The sequence below is a fragment of the Haladaptatus sp. DJG-WS-42 genome (genome assembly GCF_037198285.1).
Lineage (GTDB): Archaea > Halobacteriota > Halobacteria > Halobacteriales > Halococcaceae > QDMS2.
Window position 1 is genome coordinate 32,468 of the sequence record NZ_CP147243.1, and the last position, 17,367, is coordinate 49,834.

17 protein-coding genes are annotated in these 17,367 nt (G+C 56.7%); 9 read left to right on the top strand and 8 right to left on the bottom strand.

The annotated features are described in order from the left end of the window. Window positions 1-4: 4 nt before the first annotated feature. Window positions 5-445 (bottom strand): universal stress protein, encoded by a 441-nt coding sequence (locus V5N47_RS00155; protein WP_338728712.1) that lies wholly within the window; start codon window positions 443-445, stop codon window positions 5-7. 131 nt (window positions 446-576) lie between these two features. Between V5N47_RS00155 and V5N47_RS00160 the strand changes: the two genes are divergently transcribed. Next, window positions 577-996, top strand: a complete 420-nt coding sequence (locus tag V5N47_RS00160; protein ID WP_338728714.1) for a universal stress protein — start codon at window positions 577-579, stop codon at window positions 994-996. Here V5N47_RS00160 and V5N47_RS00165 read toward each other — a convergent pair. Beyond that, a complete protein-coding gene (locus tag V5N47_RS00165) occupies window positions 986-2,089 on the bottom strand; it encodes a hemolysin family protein (RefSeq protein ID WP_338728716.1) in 1,104 nt (367 codons plus the stop codon). The genes V5N47_RS00160 and V5N47_RS00165 overlap by 11 nt on opposite strands. 43 nt (window positions 2,090-2,132) lie before the next feature. Beyond that, complete coding sequence (gene trxA / locus V5N47_RS00170; RefSeq protein WP_338728718.1) at window positions 2,133-2,540, bottom strand: thioredoxin; 408 nt, start codon at window positions 2,538-2,540, stop codon at window positions 2,133-2,135. Between the two features lie 104 nt (window positions 2,541-2,644). On the opposite strand from trxA, the gene V5N47_RS00175 reads away from it, so the two are divergent. Further along, window positions 2,645-3,076 (top strand): DCC1-like thiol-disulfide oxidoreductase family protein, encoded by a 432-nt coding sequence (locus V5N47_RS00175; protein ID WP_338728720.1) that lies wholly within the window; start codon window positions 2,645-2,647, stop codon window positions 3,074-3,076. Here the strand turns inward: V5N47_RS00175 and V5N47_RS00180 are convergent. The 3 genes from V5N47_RS00180 to V5N47_RS00190 form a co-directional block, all read right to left on the bottom strand. Further along, window positions 3,073-3,579 (bottom strand): DUF4330 domain-containing protein, encoded by a 507-nt coding sequence (locus V5N47_RS00180; RefSeq protein ID WP_338728721.1) that lies wholly within the window; start codon window positions 3,577-3,579, stop codon window positions 3,073-3,075. The genes V5N47_RS00175 and V5N47_RS00180 overlap by 4 nt on opposite strands. 85 nt (window positions 3,580-3,664) lie before the next feature. Further along, window positions 3,665-4,618: a DUF368 domain-containing protein gene (locus V5N47_RS00185; RefSeq protein WP_338728722.1), complete on the bottom strand. Its 954-nt coding sequence runs from the start codon at window positions 4,616-4,618 to the stop codon at window positions 3,665-3,667. Beyond that, on the bottom strand, window positions 4,618-7,650 hold the full coding sequence (locus tag V5N47_RS00190; RefSeq protein ID WP_338728724.1) for an oligosaccharyl transferase, archaeosortase A system-associated: 3,033 nt from the start codon (window positions 7,648-7,650) through the stop codon (window positions 4,618-4,620). Before V5N47_RS00190 ends, V5N47_RS00185 begins: the two co-directional genes overlap by 1 nt. A gap of 109 nt (window positions 7,651-7,759) precedes the next feature. Here V5N47_RS00190 and aglG point away from each other — a divergent pair, with 109 nt between their 5' ends. The 6 genes from aglG (at window position 7,760) to V5N47_RS00220 (ending at window position 14,311) form a co-directional block, all read left to right on the top strand. Further along, window positions 7,760-8,677 (top strand): glucosyl-dolichyl phosphate glucuronosyltransferase, encoded by a 918-nt coding sequence (gene aglG / locus V5N47_RS00195; RefSeq protein WP_338728725.1) that lies wholly within the window; start codon window positions 7,760-7,762, stop codon window positions 8,675-8,677. 40 nt (window positions 8,678-8,717) lie between these two features. Continuing rightward, the gene (locus V5N47_RS00200; RefSeq protein WP_338728726.1) at window positions 8,718-9,857 is read left to right on the top strand and encodes a glycosyltransferase; all 1,140 of its coding nucleotides are present in this window, start codon (window positions 8,718-8,720) and stop codon (window positions 9,855-9,857) included. After that, a complete protein-coding gene (locus V5N47_RS00205; protein ID WP_338728727.1) occupies window positions 9,854-10,990 on the top strand; it encodes a glycosyltransferase family 4 protein in 1,137 nt (378 codons plus the stop codon). Before V5N47_RS00200 ends, V5N47_RS00205 begins: the two co-directional genes overlap by 4 nt. A 507-nt stretch (window positions 10,991-11,497) precedes the next feature. After that, window positions 11,498-13,027, top strand: a complete 1,530-nt coding sequence (locus tag V5N47_RS00210) for an oligosaccharide flippase family protein (RefSeq protein ID WP_338728729.1) — start codon at window positions 11,498-11,500, stop codon at window positions 13,025-13,027. 49 nt (window positions 13,028-13,076) lie between these two features. After that, window positions 13,077-14,069 (top strand): S-layer glycoprotein N-glycosyltransferase AglJ, encoded by a 993-nt coding sequence (gene aglJ, locus V5N47_RS00215; RefSeq protein WP_338728731.1) that lies wholly within the window; start codon window positions 13,077-13,079, stop codon window positions 14,067-14,069. Between the two features lie 32 nt (window positions 14,070-14,101). After that, window positions 14,102-14,311: a CopG family transcriptional regulator gene (locus V5N47_RS00220; protein ID WP_276247388.1), complete on the top strand. Its 210-nt coding sequence runs from the start codon at window positions 14,102-14,104 to the stop codon at window positions 14,309-14,311. 6 nt (window positions 14,312-14,317) lie between these two features. On the opposite strand, the gene V5N47_RS00225 is transcribed toward V5N47_RS00220, so the two are convergent. Next, on the bottom strand, window positions 14,318-14,731 hold the full coding sequence (locus V5N47_RS00225) for a hypothetical protein (RefSeq protein WP_338728735.1): 414 nt from the start codon (window positions 14,729-14,731) through the stop codon (window positions 14,318-14,320). A gap of 191 nt (window positions 14,732-14,922) precedes the next feature. Here V5N47_RS00225 and V5N47_RS00230 point away from each other — a divergent pair, with 191 nt between their 5' ends. Continuing rightward, the gene (locus V5N47_RS00230; protein ID WP_338728737.1) at window positions 14,923-15,057 is read left to right on the top strand and encodes a hypothetical protein; all 135 of its coding nucleotides are present in this window, start codon (window positions 14,923-14,925) and stop codon (window positions 15,055-15,057) included. A 58-nt stretch (window positions 15,058-15,115) separates the two neighbouring features. On the opposite strand, the gene V5N47_RS00235 is transcribed toward V5N47_RS00230, so the two are convergent. Next, the gene (locus V5N47_RS00235) at window positions 15,116-17,179 is read right to left on the bottom strand and encodes a hypothetical protein (protein WP_338728738.1); all 2,064 of its coding nucleotides are present in this window, start codon (window positions 17,177-17,179) and stop codon (window positions 15,116-15,118) included. Window positions 17,180-17,367: the final 188 nt, after the last annotated feature.

Consider the following 17,367-nt stretch of genomic DNA (forward strand, 5'->3'; position numbering starts at 1 on the left):
AGCGCTACTCGCGTTTTTCTGCCGGAACCGCTAACACTGGAATCGAAGATTGTGAGAGGACGCGCGTCGTCGTACTGCCAAGCACCTGTTCGATACCGCGTGCGCCGTAGGTTCCCATGACGATGAGGTCTGCATCCGCGCGCTCTGCCGCCGAGACAATGGCCTCGTTGATGTGAATGCCGCGGACGATTTCGGTTGTCGCTTCGACGCCCGCCTCCGTCGCTGCGATTACAATTTCTTCGACAGCCTGCTCACCGGCTTCAGTGAACGCTTTGAGCATGTCGCTGAGCGGCTGTGAACTGAACAGCAACGTTGCCGCGCTTTCGTCTACGACGTACACCACGTGGAGAGTCGCACCGGTTTCGATTGCGAGGTTGATGGCGTACGTGCCCGCTCTGCGTGCCGCGTCGCTTCCGTCAGTCGGCACGAGAATCACGTCATACATACCGTACTGTACGCGGGAGAGAACCAAAAGATACGACGGTGCTCCGTGCGTGACGTTCCCAGAAAATGGGAACTGGCGTGCGTCTTAAGCCCAAAACCCGCCTTTTTACAGACGAGAACTGGGGGATATTCATGTACAACACCATTCTTGTTCCGACCGATGGAAGTGAGCAGGCAGCCCGCGCCGTCGAGTACGGTATAGAGCTGGCAAAACAGTACGGTGCAACGCTCCACACGATGTTCGTCGTCGATACCCGACGCTACGGCGACCCGGCACTCAGTAGCACCGAGCTCATCTTAGAAGAGATGGAGGATGTTGGAACCGACCTTCTCGCCGATGTTGAACAGCGCGCCACCGACCGCGGGCTTTCGGTCGTCTCGCGCGTCTGTCACGGCGTGCCCGACGAAGAAATCGTGACGTACGCCACGGAGGTCGATGCAGACATCATCGTTCTTGGGGCACACGGAAAAAAGCGCGCGAATCGCATCCCGATTGGGAGCGTCGCAGAGCGCGTCGTCCGCACCGCAGACCGCCCGGTGCTCACGACGTAGCGTCTTTGTCGAGTGGGTCTTCTAAGTCGCCCGTAATTGCCTCGAAGGCGTCCGTGGCCGTGACTAGTCCGACCACGGAGCCGGTCACGTCGGCTGCGTCCGCAGCGGCGTCTGGAACCTCCGTCACGAACGCGAGTTCCTGATTTTCTGCTTGGAACGTGTCGATAACCTCGCTCACAGCGGTTCGGCCGTCGATAGAGAGTGGCTCTGCCGCGACCGACTGGAGGCTGACCGACCCCTCTGTCACAGCTTCTAAGTCCTGTAACAATGCGGGGGCGTAGACGATGCCCTGGAAGTCTTCGAGCGAGTCACCAACGAGCGGGAATCGCCCGTGTGGATTCTCTGCGATGATGTCGAGATTTTCCTCGAGCGAGTTTGCAGTCGAGAGCGTGACGATGGAGTCGCGAGGAACCATCACCTCGTAAACCGGCGTCGTCCCGATTTCGAGGGCGTTCATTACCTCTTTGCGACGCTCGTCAGTCAGGTCGCCTTCGTCCAACATATCGCCGACGCGACTGCGAAGTTCGCGGCGCGTGCTCGGACCGTCGCTGCCTTCTTCGTCGGTCCACGAGCGGCCGATTTCGACGCCAAACAGCCCGAGCAACCCTTTTGCAATCTTGTCAGAGACGATGATGACCGGCGACATCACCTTCGTCCACCAGTAGAGCACCGGCGCACAGTAGCGGGCGACGAGCTTCGTGCGCTCGACGCCGAGGTACGTTGGTGCTTGCTCGCCGACGACGATGTGGGCGATGTTTATCATCCCGAGGGCGAACGCAACCGACAGCGCCGTGTGCCCGCCGCTGGTGATGCCAAGAAGCCCAAATGCGCCCGAGAACACCGTTGCCACTGCTGGCTCTGCGACGACGCCGAGGCCGACGCTCGAAATAGTGATGCCGACCTGACACCCGGAGAGATAAATCTCCATTTTTTCGGTCATTTCCCACGCTTTGTCGAGGCCGGCGCCAGAGAACTCCTCGCGAGAGAACTGCCGCACTCTCGTCAGGGAGAACTCAGTCGTCACGAAAAAGGCGTTTGCCAGTAACAATACCAGTCCACCGACCAGCCGAAGGGCCGTTGTGAACTCACTCATCTGGCCGGTGGTTAGAACTAGGTACCTGTAAGCCTACGGGCCGTTAGGCAACTTCCTCGATGAGCGAGGAGAGCGTTGCCTTGTCCTGGACGCCAACGAGGCGCTTTGCCTGCTCGCCGTGAGCGTACAGCAGGAGCGTTGGAATCCCTTGGACGCCATTCGATTGGGCGAGGTTTTGGTGTTGGTCTACGTCCACCTTGACGATGGTCGCAGCGCCTTCTGCGGCGAGTTCTTCCATCGTCGGTTCGAGCATCTTACACGGGCCACACCAGTCTGCATAGAAGTCAACGAGCACGACGTCGTGGGTGTCTACGATCTCTTGTAAGTGCTCGGTACTCTCTATGTGAATCGGTTCTGCGGGCGTTTCTGGGGCCTGTGTTTTCGCCTGCAACTCTTCTGCTTTCTTCTGCCGAATGGCGTCGATGTCGTCGGTACTTGAGGAATCGCTCATGCCCCATCATATTACGTGGATGGCTTTAATCACATTGCCCGTGTGCCGACACGATACACAACCGGTTGCGGACAGTATTTTGGGCGCGAGCACGTAGTGTGGATGTGACCGCTCCCGACGCCGTGCTCATCTACGACGGCGAGTGTCCGTACTGCTCGATGGCCGCGCTTGCGCTCAAGCGCCTCGACACCGTCGTCGCCATCTCGTGGTACGACGACGCTTCCCAGCAGTTTCTCGAGGCCCAATTCGGCACGACGCCGTTTGCGATGGTGCTCGTAGACCAACAAGCGCGACGGGTGTACGCAGGCAAAGCCGCAGCAAAAGAACTTGCCTCGCGAGCGGGGATGCCGAAACTCGCGGGGACCCTCGTCCGTGACAATTACGAAACAATCGCCGACCTCGTTGGCCGCGCGAGCGGTCGGGGACGCGACCCGGACGACTATCACGAACAGTATATGTTGGCTGCAAAAGCGAGCAACCTGTTTACCGCGCTTGCCGCGGCCGCCGCAGAACGCCCCGCAGATGTGACCGCTTAGGCAAAGCGGATGACCGTTGGCTTCACCACAACATCTCCGAAGTCGAGGGTAACCCTCTTTCCGACGTAGATGCGCTCGCCGTTGTAGTAGCGCAACTCGTCTTTCATCGTGAGCGTGGTTTCGACCGTCAACTCAGCCGTGACGGTTTCGTTTGTCTCTGAAATGATATCGATGTCCTCGACTTCCACGAGCGAGTCGGTGGCGTTGACCGGCCCTTCTTCTATCGGTTCGAGCAGATATTTCGGGACGCTTTCGAGCCGGTAGACGACGCTCACGTTCTCGGTCGGTGGCGGTGCCGTCGTGTTGTTCGTCTGATTTTGTGGCGTTGCTGTTGGCGTTGGCGTCGGTGTGGCGGTGGTGTTGTTCGCGGCGGGTTCTGCAGCGTCGTCGCCCAGCACGAACGCGCCACCCGCGCCGACGACCGCAATCACGAGCAAGATAACGAATGCGTCGATGATATTCACGAGACCGAACAGGTTCCCGTCCGAATCGAGAAGTGGCATTACTCAAACCGTTGGCAACCCCGGTTACAAACATGTCGGTTTTGCTGCTTTGTGTGACAGGAAAATAGCGATGGGTACGGAGCAGTTAGGCGTATTCGAGGTCGTCGGTGTACCAGTCGAGCGCCAACACGGCCGCCCCGCCGACGATGGCGATAAGCACGACCGTGCCAATCGAGAGCGCCGACTCGAACGTGCCGTTTGCGAGCACCCGTTCGGCCGGGAGGCGAAGCGCGCCGACCATCAAACTCACGAGGAACGTGAGCGTCGCGGCGCGGTAGTGGGTGAGCGCCCACCGGATGACGTGCGCGATGGTCAACAGGCCAACGACCGCGCCCACGCCGAACACGACGACGGTCGTGGCAGGTTCGATGACGGCAGCTGTTGCACCGCCGCGGACGACGACGAGCAGCGCGTCGATGAACCGGCGGAGGGTCCCGAGCATGAACTCATATTGGCCCATGAGCAACAGCAAGAACGACCCCGAGATGCCGGGGAGAATCATCGCAGTGATGGCGACGGCCCCGGCGACGAACGCGAATGGGAGCGTGTTCGGCAGGCCGCCACTGCTCGATGCGCCCGAGATGAGAAACGCGAACACAAAGCCGACGACGGCGACGGCAAGGCGCGCGGGTGTGTTCACGTTGACGTGGTTGTAGAGCACGATGGCCGAGGCGGCAATCAGCCCGAAGAAGAAGGCGAACGTGAACGCAGGGTACTCGACGAGCGCGGTTTCGACGATGCGCGAGAGCGTGATGAGCGCCGTTAGAATGCCCGCACCGAGCGCGGCGAGAAAGACGACGTCCATGCGAAGCAGGTCGTCACGGAACGCTGTGCGGCCCTCTGCGGTGTGGAGCCGGAAGACGTTCGCAATCGCCGCAGCGTCGAGTTCGGTGATGGCGCTGATGAGTCGCTCGTAAATTCCGGTGATGAGCGCAATCGTGCCGCCCGAAACGCCGGGAACGGTGTCTGCAGCACCCATAAAAAACCCTTTCAAGTAGATTGAAAACAGCTCCCCACCGGGAATCCGAGAGTCACTCATTAGGCAACTCGTGGGAGAGCCGCAGGTATAGTGGCTACGGCCGGGGCGTCAACCGCCTGCCACGAGAGCGCGGCGGGCGGCGTCAGCGATGCCGAGGTGTTGGAGTCGTTCGTGGTGTTCGTGCCGTTCGGCGCGTCCGTGCCGTTCGGTGCGGTTGTGTTAGTCGAGTTCGTCGCGTTGCCGTCGTCCGACCCGTTCTGTGCGCCTTCGGGGATGTCAACGGTCTCTTCAGAGAGTGTGACCGAGACGGCCGACGAATCCTCACCGAGGACTTGGCCTTCGGTCACGTTCGCCGAACCCTGCCACTGCGTGCCGGTCAGGTTGTCGTCGCGTTCGAGCGGCGACGTGAACGTGTACGGGCCGGTCGCGCGAACGCTCACGTTCGTGTAGCCTTCATCGAGGCCGTACTCCTCGTAGCCCGTCGACGAGTACGGCAGGGTCATCGTGAACTCGCCATTCTCGTCGGTTTGAGTCTGCTGGGTGTAGGTGAACGTCGAGTTCGACGTTTCCATCCGCATCTCGACAGCGGCCGTGATGGTCGTGTTCGCAGGACCGGTGCCGGAGACGGTCGCACCCGGAACCTTCTCGAACGTCTTGACCCACGCCGGAGGCGTGTTGAACAGCGCGTTCGTCGAAAGTCCGCCCTGACCGAGCAGCTGGGCGCGCGTGAAGAACGCCTGCTGGAACGATGGCGACGAGAGCGCAGACGTGTTCGAAATCTTCACGAGCCGGTAGTGCTGGAGTGCGGGAACGCGTTCGCTTGGGTACTTGCCGATGCCACCGATTTGCGAGGTGGCGTCGTTGTCGACGTACTCACGCGCTTCGTCCATCGTGTCGAACCGCTTGACTGCCGAGGCGTTTTGCCCGCTTGGCAGTGCCGGGAACGTCACCGTGCCACGGTTGGTCTGTACCGAACTCGTGTCCCAGTCGGAGACGACTGGCTCGACTTCGATTGAGCTGCCGTGGTGGTAGTAGAGCCGTGTCCGCATGCTCTCGTAGTAGCGCTGGGACTGCACGGTGTAGACGAGTTGCGTCCCCTGCTGGTTGAACACGGGCGTGATGATGTCCCGCGAGGTCAGGTTCTCGCGGTCGTAGAACACCGTCGGCGCGGAGAACTTGTTGGAGCTTGGGTCTGCGAGTTTCCAGTCGATCATGACGTAGCGCGTCTCTTCGCCCTCTGGGCTCACGAGCTGTTCGTTCGCTTCCGTCTCGTTGGTCGAGAGCAGGAAGTTCGCGGCTTCGGTTGCGCTCTGCTGGAACGGGTTGGCGGCAGGGATGCGCTCGCCTTTGACGGTGATGAAGTGGCCGTAGTCCCACCACGACATCACGCCGTAGGAGCCCTCTGGATACTCGAAGTTGTCCGTCTGTCCGTAGGTGCCGTAGAGGTCCATCTGGTTCTGTGCGCCACCGTAGGTGCCTTCTTTCGGCGTCTCGTTTGCGAGCCAGTCGAGACTGTCGTCCCACTGGGTGACTTCGCCCGGCTGGGAGACCTGCCCGGCGTAGGAGATGGCGTTCGTCCCGCGCAGCGCGAGCGGGCCGGTGACGACGAGCAAGATGGCGACGACGGTGAGCACCTGATAGAGTTCGATGTCCCGCACCGAGCGAATCGCCTTCTCGGGGCTGACGTAGCGGAGGATTCCGCCCGCGAGGAAGGCGTTGAGCGCGACAATAGCGAGAATGAGGTAGTAGTTAAAGCGCACCTGCGTGAACGCGGCGGCCGTCATGAACACGGCCCACGTCAGGACGAACAGGTACTCAGCGCGCGACTTGCCCGCGTAGAAGTACTGGACGAGCATGATGGCCGCGCCGACGACTGCCGTGTAGAACGTCAGCCCGTAGGAGAAGGAGAGGTAGCTCTGTGCTTGTGAGAGTTGGAGGGGTTGGGCCTCGCCAACGGTTTGAGCGGTGGCGCTCGACCCGAAGCCAGCCACCCGGGAGAACTGCGAGACGAAGAAGTTGAACACGTCCGGCACGGTGACCATCAAGAGAAGCGAAACGACCGCGATGGAGCCGACGATGACGCCAGGGAACGCGAGACGTGGGTACTCAGTCTCGTCGAGTTTCCGCGCAAGGAACGCGAGGAAAACACAGCCACCCGCAACCGCGAAAGCAAGGAGTGGCTGGATGAGCGTAAACTGGGTTGGGCTGAGTGCGAAGGAATCGAACGAGAGGAGCGTGAGTATACCTGTGACGCCCATCATCACCGCACCCGTGATGGCGAGGTGTTCGGGGCTCTCGCCGCGCACGTAGACGATACTGAGTGCAAGCGCGAAGAAGACGCCGAGGATACCAACGAGGAAGACACCCGGCGGCCACGTCCAGATGTACAGCGAGACGGCGACGCCAGCGAGCGCGGCCCACCCGACGGGCGTTCTGAGGGCGTCCCAGTCGCGTTCTTGGAACTGTTCGTACACCGGTTTCTCGCGCTCTGCGACGGAGAGCGCGACCATCACCGCGAGGACGGCAATCGACTGGAACAGCGCCTCTGCAACGTGGTGGTCCGAGAAGCCAACGAGGCTGCGGCGGAGGAGCTCACTCGGCGCGAGTGCGAGAATGAGCACGGCGATAACGCCGCCAAAGCGGCCGCCGAGGCGCTTGCCAATGAAGTACGCTGGAATCGCCACGAGCGTCCCGAACACCGCGGGGGCGAACAGGAGCGTCATCCCAATCGTGTGCTGGTCTGGGCTGCCGAGGCCGACGATGAGTGCGACGGTGGCCACGAGCTGGTCGTACAGTGTCCCGAACTGACCGACACTCGTACCGACCGGGAAGTGCGTCCACGGGTCAAAGGGCATGGTCGACGGCCAGTTTTGGACGGTGTAACTCACCTGTCGGAAGTGGTACCATGCGTCGTTTCCTGAGAAGAAGACGTCGCCATTGATGACGAAATTTTTCCAGCCCTGAACTCGGGTGTACAGCATCACGCCGAGGAGGGCAACGAGGAGCGGAATGTGATACCACTCCTCGATGAGGTCGGCCACCGACCCGGAACGACGGGTCTGTGCCGACGGCTGTTTATTGCGTTTGCTCATTGTCTGTCCTGACTAGGAAAACGCGCATAAACCTTGTTATCTACGCGCCAACACCAGCAAGGAACCGAAAGGAAAACGCCTTTGGACAAACGTCGCCTTCTTCTCGAAAATGCGGGTCTCCGTCGTCCTCTGTACGTATTCACTCGACCTCTATGACGCCTTCGAGGAAGCAGCAGAGAGCATCCTCGCCCAGACGCATCCGAACCACGAACTCATCATCGTGGTCGATGGCACCCCCGAGGTGTACGAGCGCGTCCTCGAAGACTACGGCGCGCGCGACGACGTACGCATCCACCTGAACAGCGAGAATCGCGGTCTGCTCGCGAGCCGAAACACGGGCGCAGAACTCGCAGACGGTGATGTCGTTGCGTTCATCGACGACGACGCGGTCGCAGACCCAGACTGGCTCGCAGAACTCGTCTCGGTATACGAAGACCACGACGCACTCGCCGCGGGCGGACGCATGACTCCCGAGTGGGTCGCGGGCAAACCCACGTTTCTCCCCGCCGAATTTTACTGGCTCATCGGCGTCACCCACCGCGGCTTCGCAGACGGCCCCGGCGAGGTGCGAAACACCTTCGGCTCGAACCTCTCGTTCAAACGCGACGTGTTCTCGGAACTCGGCGGCTTCGACACCGCCATTGGCGGGCGTAAAGGCGACAAGAATCTCCAAGGCGGCGAGACGGAACTCTGTGCCCGCCTGCGCCAGCGGTACGACTCTGGCGTCTACTACACCCCCGACGCGCGCGTGGCGCACAAGGTGTTTGCCTACCGAACCGACCCGGAGTGGCTGGTTCGCCGGGCGTTTTGGCAGGGCTATTCGAAGCGCGCGATGGAAGTGTTGGTTCCTGAGTCAAGTGGCGAGGAGTCCGATTTCCTCGGGAAACTGCTCACCGAGTTCGCGCCAGAGCGGGCGAAGCGGCTCGTGTTTCACCCGTCGCTTTCCGGGCTGTTGCAGTTGGTGATGCTAGTCGTGTTAACTGGTACAGTGGGACTTGGGTACGTGTACGGGATGACGAAGTGGTAGTGTCGATAGTCTTTTGGGTGCAACTTCAGTTTTGACGAGTATGGGAGACGAGCGACTCGGAACAATCGAGGACCTCACGGTGGCAATCGCCCATTGGCACGTCAATTCGTGGGGCGGTGCCGAGTACCTCGTCACGAAACTCGCGGAGGTAGTGGGGGCACAAACTGTGTTCACGCTCGGCGACCCAACCCCGGACACCACGAACCCCTATGGTGACGTCTCGTTTACCGATTTGCTTTCAGGACTCGATTGGACGCCTCTCCGACGTCTCCAGGGACGAGTTGGTAGAGTCTTCGAGTACGCGCTCTGGGAAGACGTTGATTGGCGTGATTACGGCGACCCAGACGTGCTTATCACATCAGGAGCGACCACTCGCGCGGTCATCACACCGGACGACACCTTACATGTGAACTACTGTCACTCCCCTCCGCGGTGGTTCTACGACCTCTATCACGACAGAAAAGGAACACTGAGTGGGAAAGTCGCTCGCCCTCTCGTCCGCTATCTTCGGACGCGAGACATGACGATCGACCCACGGGTGGATCATTACTTCGCAAATAGCCCAATTATCCAGCGTCGCCTCTGGAAGTACTACAAGCGAGATGCGGAAGTACTCTACCCACCGCTTGATTTGAGTAAATATCGTAACGATGGTGACGAAGAATTCTACCTCCACCTGGGACGGCTTGATGTCGAAAAAGGCGTTCCCGAAATCGTCGCCGCATTCGAACGGTTAGAAGAAACACTTGTGTTGGCTGGCGGTAAGGGTGATGTTTCAGACGAGATGGTGGAACGCATCGAACGTGCACCGAATATCGACTATCGAGGATTTGTCTCTGAGGAAGTGAAGTATAACTTGCTGGCGACGTGTCGAGGGGTAGTCTTCAATGGCCGAAACGAAGATTTCGGTATCGTTCCTATCGAGGCTAATGCGAGCGGGAAGCCGTGTCTGGTTCCGAACGAGGGGTTCCCGGAAATGTTCATTGAAGACGGAGTAAACGGACTCATTCACGATGGCTCAGCTACAGGGATTATGAAAGCAATTGGCAAATACTCAAGTAGTTCTTTCGAGAAGGATTTACGAACTCGCGTACTTGACATGTCGGTACCAGAGTTCAAATCAAAACTCACTCGAGACGTGTCTGAAAAAATAATTTCTCATATTGGAATTCGAAGATGAATATCGGTATTTACAACCCTCGTGCCGGGTTCGCGACAAGCGGAGGTACTGAAACATTCATTCGAGAATTGTTAAAACGCACATCTCAAAGACATACGGTTCAACTAATTACTGGAGCAGGACCGTTATCCGAGGAGTTACAGCAACTCGACATTGAGATAATTCAGATTCCGTTCGTGAAGAAGGAAGACACCCTCAATCGGTATCTGTCAACCTATACGCCATTGTTACCTGCAGAAGTTGAATCATTGACTATGTTTTGGTCAATAAAAAGACGAGGCTTACTTGATTCATTAAGTCAGAAAGTAGACGTCTTTTCAACCCATTATTACTTGGACGACTTGCTAATCAGTAATTCATCACCTCTCCCGTCCGTATTCCGTTTCCCCGGTGTCAAATCAAAATCCATCCGATGGAAATTGCTCGTCAACCACTCTAAGAGTCGCTTTGTGGCAAATAGCAGCAGCACAGAACGCAGAATAAAGAAGTGGTTCAATATTGAAGTTGATGATGTCGTTTATGCAGGGGTCGATTGTAATCTCTTTTCTCCAACAGTACCTCCCGCATTTAGTACAGATCACCAATCGATTCTATATGTCGGCCGGTTGGATGAAGGAAAGGGGCTTTTTGAGTTACTTGCTGCACACGCCAATTTAGAACCAATCCCAGAATTGTATATTATTGGTGGTGGTAGATTAGAGAAGTCTCTAAAAGAAAAATCGAAATCATTAGAGACTCAGGATAATGTTAAGTTCATCGGTGAAATAAACCACGAGAACTTGCCAGGGTATTATACTGCAGCAGATATCTTTTGCCTCCCATCTCACCACGAAAGCCTTGGTCTCGTAAATTTGGAATCAATGGCTTGTGGAACCCCTGTTGTGAGTACTCAAATTGATGCGATAGAGGAGTATCTTACAAATGGAGAGAACGGCTTCTTGATCGAACCCGGGAATACTGAAGAACTTACGACTACCTTACAACGATTGATTTCTAATCCGTCTGAAAGAGAGTCAATTGGTCTAGCTGGCCGAGAAACAGCGAAGCGCTTTGACTGGAGTAAGCAAACTTCGAGAATGATAACCAATTATGAACGAGCCATCTGTTTCAATAATCGTCCCAACGCTCAATAACGACCCACTCACTCTCCAATCCGTTCCTTCGAACGTTGAGGTTTGTGTCGTAACTGAGGGTAACCGAGCAGAAGCACGAAATATCGGCGCTTCTCGTACTAACGGCAAGATACTCGTCTTTTGTGATGACGATATTCGTTTCAGTGAGAATTTTTTCTGGGAGCAGGTGCTAAATTTAGAAGAACGAACAATATGTGGTCTACTCGACTTCGATTTCAATCTCTTGCTCACTCGATTTTTTGTTGTTCACCGAGATGCGTTTGAAAAACTGGGAGGCTTCGATGAGCGATTAAATCACATGGAAGACACCGAATTCTGTTTAAACGCTCTGACAAATGGATACAATCTACAATCGATCCCCAGAGACTCTGTCTACCATAAGGAACATGAAAGCCGGGGTCAGGGCCGGTGGACGACACTGAAGAGTATACTATACTTATCTGCCAGATATCCAAAGTTTGCACTACGTCTATTCAAGGGCATAATAAAGGAAACTTAATCAAGTCAATGTCTAGAGACGACAACATCGTACGAACACTCTTTTCAGGAGGTAGTTTAATCGTATTCGGTCTTGCCTTCGAACTCGGACTCTCCTTTGTTGCAAAATTGTTTATCGCACGGGTTCTCGGACCCACCGACTATGGGGGAATTTCAATCGGAATTACGATATTGACTATGCTTTCGACAGCGGTACTTATTGGTCTCAACACTGGTGTAGCGAGATATCTCCCCAGATCCAAAGATGAATCGTTTCGTAGAGGGGTTCTCATCTCTGCATACCGAATTGTTATCCCATTTGCTATTCTCGTCTCACTATTGATAGTCATATTAGCTCCGTGGCTGGCTAATGACGTCTTTCATAACCCCTCGATTACTGACATCCTCCGTCTTTTTGCCGCGATGATTCCACTAGGTGCAATTATGAAATTGTCAGTTGGTACGGCGCAGGGAATGAAACAAACGCTGCCAAAAGTTTACATTCAACACATCACGCTCCCGCTCGTGAGATTTACAGGAATAATCGTCGTCATATGGCTCGGGTATGGGGCAATCGGTGTTGCTGGAGCATACGCCCTCGCCTATCTCCTTGCTTCAGTAATCGGCGTTTACTACGTAATCAGCCACACGCCGTTGCTTTCCTCTGTTCCACCAGTGAGAATGGATAGAGAATTGCTCTCTTTTTCAGCTCCGCTCCTTATCACCACGACGATGGTTCTTATTTTTTCTGACATCGACACATTCATGCTAGGTGCGATAGCCTCCACCAGCGATGTAGGCATCTACAACGTGGTGTATCCAGTTGCACAGTTGCTAACCGTGGCTACAGCATCATTTGGTTTTATTTTCATGCCAGTTGTTTCCGAGCTACACGTAGACGGTAGGGTCACAGAAATGCGACGTCTCTACCAATTGGTCGTGAAATGGGTGTCAATACTGACATTCCCCTTGTTCACACTCGTTGTCCTCTTTCCTGAGATGACTATATCGAAAACCTTCGGCCCCGAGTACGCCTCCGGAGCATTGGCACTTTCGATACTATCCATTGGCTTCTTTACACACGTCGTGGCGGGACCAAACGGTAATACACTTACTTCAATTGGTGAAACGCGCCTCATCATGTACGATAATATACTCGTCGCGGGCGTCAACCTCGGGTTAAACTTCCTGCTTATCCCCGAATACACGTTCCTCGGGGCGGCAGTGGCAACGGCGGTCGCGTACGTCCTCTTGAATCTACTCTACTCGATACAATTGTACACCCGAACTGGCATCCAACCCCTCTCTCAATCACTCGTCAAACCAGGTGTCATTGCGATCACCGTCGCGGGTGTGCTCTATCTCATCGGGACTGCGATATTCCCAATCACAGTGGCGTTTCTCTTTGGGTACCTCTTAGTATTCACCGCTGTGTACGCGTTTGCTGTCATCCGGTTCGGTATCGAAGAGGAAGAGGTGATGTTGGTACTCAGCTTCGAAGAGCGATTTGGTGTCAACCTCGGCCCAGTTAAACAAATTGCCCAACGATTCATTGAGTGAGAAGTCAGTAGGAGAAGGCTTTTGCAGGCCCGGGAACGACCAGAAAGCAATGGAACCCCGCGACGACGTGTGTGTACTCATTCCAACGCTCAATGAAGCCGCGACCATCGGGTCGGTCGTAGACGGCTTTCACGAGCAGGGATTGACGAACGTCCTCGTCGTGGACGGCCACTCCTCCGATGGCACGAGAGCGGTCGCGGCCGACCACGGTGCGCGGGTTATCACGCAGTCTGGAAGCGGGAAAGGGCAGGCGGTTCGCGAGGCGATTCGGAAGATCACTGCGCCGTACATTCTGATGGTTGACGGCGACGGTACCTACCGGCCGGAAGACGCAGAAACGATGCTCGAACCGTTGTTGTGGGGCGATGCACAGCACGTCATCGGGGACCGGTTTGCGCACATGGAGCCGGATGCGATGTCGCGGGTGAACCAGACCGGCAATCGCGTCATCAATGGGGCATTTTCGTTCATTCACGGACGCGACCTCAGAGACATTCTGAGTGGGTATCGGGCGTTCACCCGCGAGTCGGTTGAGGCGCTTGGGCTCTACGCAGACGGGTTCGGGATAGAGACAGAACTCGCCGTCGAGTGTGTCAAACACGGGGTGACGACGGCCGTTGTGGATATTCACTACGGCTCGCGTCCAGCGGCTTCGGACACGAACCTCCACCCGCTTCGTGATGGTGGCATCATCCTGATGACGCTGTACAAGCTTGCGAAAACCAACAACCCGCTCTTTTACTTCGGGAGCGTGGCGGGCGTGAGCACGATAATTGGCGTTATCATTGGGCTGTATGTGGGTGTCGAATACGTCACGCTCGGCATCTCTCACGAGGCGATGGCAGTCGTGTCTGCCTTTTTCATCCTCTTTGGGATGCAACTGCTGATGTTTGGCGTGCTTTCGGACCTTATTGTGACGCTCAACCGCGAGCAGACGAGACGGCTCGAAGAGATTGCCCGACAGCGACGTGAACCCGCAGCCAAATCTTCGGAGCCACGGCGCGTCGAGTCAGCGTCACCCGGCCCCGACGAACGGGCGTAATACCTATTTTTCGTGAACCCCTCGCGCCACACATGACGAAGTACACCTCGGTCTCTATTTCGAAAGAGCTCGCGGATAAGGTCGAAGAGACAATCGAAGGGACGAGCTTTTCGAGCACGGGCGACCTCGTCCGCTTTTTGCTCCGGAGCATCGTGGTCCAACACCAGCGCAAAGGGGAGTTGACCGAAGCCGAGTTCGAAGAGGTCACGCGCCAACTACGCGAGCTTGGCTATCTCAAGTAGCGAGCGTCACGGAAGCGGGTCTTCTGGCGGTTCTGCATCGACGATGGTGAGCGGTTGTACGGTTCCTGTTGCGTCGTAGACGCGGATTGCAGCCTCGTTCCACGGGGGTGTCGCGATGAAAACGGTTTCAGAGCGTTCGCGACCCGTGGGTGAGTCACTGAAGCCATCGGGAGCGGAGATGAATCTACCCTGCGACTGTTTTGCTGGGCTGTTCAGGTCAACACCGAAGACCGCTGAGACTGACGTACCAGAATCAGCGAGATAAAAGTGTGAAAATACCGGCGTTTCTGCGGGGAGGTCTAAGTGGTCGGTGAACGACTCGGCCGGGGTGGTCGCAAGGACGAATACAACGGGCTCTGGGGCCGCCCCTTTCGCGTAGTCACGAAGGACTGTGAGGAGTCCACGAGTCGCATAGACCATACCGGAGAACACGGGAGCGCCTCCATTAAGAAATTCGGCTGAATTGCTGTCTTATGCGTTGGTTTCTTGCGCGCTGTCGGTGCCAGCCACACGCGACCCTCCTGTGGCGAATACACAAGCTCATGTAGAAATAATCATATCACATATGTGTAAAAAATTATATGTGTAGGACATGCTTTGTAGCAACTGTAATGTCTAAAAAATCAGTAAAAGAATACCTTGCAAAGAATCCGCGGATGATGGGCATTCTGTTCACAATCTTCCTCTTGCTCATGCAGGCAGGCAACGTCATCGCCGGTGGTGGAACGTCTACTCCAGGCCCCTGAAGCGGTTGCATACGCTCTCTTGTTTTCTCGCGAACGCTCGACACAGGGCGGCGCGTGATTAAAACTCAGCCGCGATCTCCGAACTCCAAGTGAACGTGCCATCGAAGATGACTGGCGCTTCTTCAAGCGAGAGGAACGCAATGAGTTCCTCGCGCCCAACACTAAACGTTTTCAGATGGCCCGAACTCAGGAACTGGTCTTCGTTGTCCCCGATGTGTGGCCGAAAGAGTGTGCCAATCCCCATGTTGCTGGTTGGATAGGTGCGAATACTCACGTCGTAGTCGTCACCCCGCGACCGCACGTCACACAGATACGGTGTCAGGCTCTCTGCGTGCGCGATATCGACGTTACCGTCACCGACGACGAGGTACTTACTCCCGATGATACTCTGGTCTGAGGCGATGGTGAGCGCCGCACGGAGCGGAAAGCCACGGTTAAGCAAGCGCGCCATTGCACTCCCGATTCTGAACGCCCCGCTGTCGATAACGTCGTCTAAGGTCACAACGCCGCCAACACTGCCCGCTTCGATGAGGTGCATTCCTTGGGTGTACGACCGGCACGCATTGAGCAAGAAGGCGTCTACACCGACCGAATCAAGCGTCTGCACGTCGAGTTTGCCGTCGGTACACTGGAAGCCGTCGTCGTCGATGTGGCCAATGTAGTGGACAAAGTCCACATCCGATTCGAGGATGGCCGCGAGTTCGGAAACACTCAGATCTGAGGTGAGGGTGACGTTGAACGGAAGCGCCTCGCGCGAACCGTACACGTCGGCCGCCGCGTGGTGCTCGTCGAGCATCGCCTCGTCGTTACAGACCACCGTGATGTCAACATCCTGTCCCGTCACATCGCGGCGGAGTCGATTGCGGTACGCAGCCACCGTTGCCTTCGTGGCTCCGAGCGGCGCGTCGTCACCGACCCACGCCTGCTCGAGGGAGTTCGCAGGCTCTGGCTGGACGACTGAAATCGGTGACCGCTCGCCGTCCGTCGTCGCCCGCATAAACTCGTCGCGCAAAAATTCGTCAACCGCGGCGGTTTGGCCCTCCGGTTGGGGTACCGTACTTGCCTTTGGCGTTCGAATGACGGCAAGGTCGTTTACGAGAAACGGAAGGATTTCGACGTTTTCGGGCGTCGGTGAGATGTGCGTCGTCAGCTTCCACTCCGGCAGGTGGGGTTCGATGTGGCGAAACGGTACTTCGAGGTCGGCTTTGAGTTGCTCGCCGACCGACTGACTGTACCGGTTTTCGAACGAGAACGGAATGCTGTCTTCGACCGCGCTGCGCTCGTGAAGCGACACCTGATAGTAGCCTTCAGTCCGGGTCAAACAGTCTAAAAAGAACGTCTGTTTGAGCAGACGCTCGACTTCTCGTTCAAACGTTTCGCCGGTACCAAGCGGGTGGGTGTAGCCGGTTTCGGTGACGATGCGCGCCGCTGGGCCCGGTTCAACGTTGGCACCGAGATAGTAGGCGAGAGGGGCAATAACGTAGAGCGTCCCCAGTTCCGGTGGCAGTTCGATAGTCACCCCCGTCTCCGGTGGGCTGAGTGCGTCTGGAATGTCGAGTTCATCGCCGAGTTCAATCATCGGCGGGTGGCCTCGAAGCGTCGGGTACGACCGTTCACAAGAGGTCGTCTTGAGCGCAGAACTGAGGGCGGATATGGCCGCCATCATATCGTGTGGGTCTTCGGTCGTCGTGATAGTAGTCGCTGGGTTGTCGTGGTACGACCGGGCTCCAACGAGCACCTCCGTTTCGGCGTCGAATTCAAAGGTCATCTCGGTTGCACCGGCGGTGACCGAAAACGGCGCTTTGACCCGAATGTAGAGTTTGATTGGCCCGTTGAGTTCGATGCTGTACGTTCCCTTGGGAAGTTCGTGAAACGCAAAGTGCTCTGCGTGCACGACCATGTCGCCGTCATCGGTACGGATGTAGGTCGCGACGACTTGCGGAAGAACGAGTTCTGAAGTGGTAATCGCAACGGCGGTGTCGACTGGAAACGTAAACCGGTCTGTGTCCACGGGACGGGGCGTTACCGCACTGTCGCTGGTGAGGGCACACTGTCTGCGTTCAATGGGGTCTGCAATCTGTACTCCATGAGCAGTAGCGCACGCCTCAATCGTGACGTGCATCAGGGACAGACCTCCCGAATCGAATTCCGGTACCCGTGGACGGCAGACATACGTATACACCCGATACAGAATGATTTATTAAAAAAGTATCGTCGAAAAAACCTGTCCACTCGCGGAATCATATTCGACGACGATGCTCCGAGACAGATCCGACGATGACACGCTGAAAACCGGGTTTCACCCGCCAC